The sequence below is a fragment of the Sphaerotilus sulfidivorans genome (genome assembly GCF_013426975.1).
Lineage (GTDB): Bacteria > Pseudomonadota > Gammaproteobacteria > Burkholderiales > Burkholderiaceae_C > Sphaerotilus > Sphaerotilus sulfidivorans.
This window is the reverse complement of record NZ_JACCPY010000087.1, coordinates 1-543: the sequence shown is the minus strand read 5'-3', so window position 1 is coordinate 543 and position 543 is coordinate 1. Positions and strand designations below refer to the sequence as shown.

The 543-nt window shown below is 69.8% G+C and carries 1 protein-coding gene; it reads left to right on the top strand.

The features are described 5' to 3' along the window. Positions 1–543, top strand: a 543-nt coding sequence (locus tag HZU84_RS20045; protein ID WP_180693126.1) for an IS110 family RNA-guided transposase, incomplete at both ends; no start/stop codon positions are given.

Below are 543 nucleotides of genomic sequence, written 5' to 3'. Positions count from 1 at the left end.
AGTCCGAGCTGTCGCAGTGCCGGCTCGCCATCCACACCGTGCGCCAAGGCTGGGTCAAGGCCCGCACCGCCACCATCAACCGCCTGCGCGGTCTGATGAGCGAGTTCGGCATCGTGCTGCCACTCAAAGCCCAGACCGTGCGCCGGCTGGCTGCCGAGCAGGCCGAAACCTTGCCCCACTGGGCCAGGACGGCCTGCATGGATTTGCTCGACGAACTGCGCCGGCTCGATGAGCGCGTGGCCGCCTACGACGAACACATCCAGGTCATGGCCTGTGCCGACGACCGCTCGCGCCGCCTGATGCAGATGCCCGGCATCGGCGCGACCACCGCCAGCGCGCTGCTGGCCAGCATCGGCCACGGCCACGACTTCGCCAACGGCCGACAGCTCGCCGCCTGGCTCGGACTCGTGCCGGGGCAATACAGCTCCGGCGGCAAGCAGCGTCTCGGGCGCATCACCAAGGCCGGCGACAGTTATCTGCGAACGCTGCTGATCCTGGGGGCACGCGCCACGCTGGCCGCTGCGGCCAGGAAGAAGGACCGGC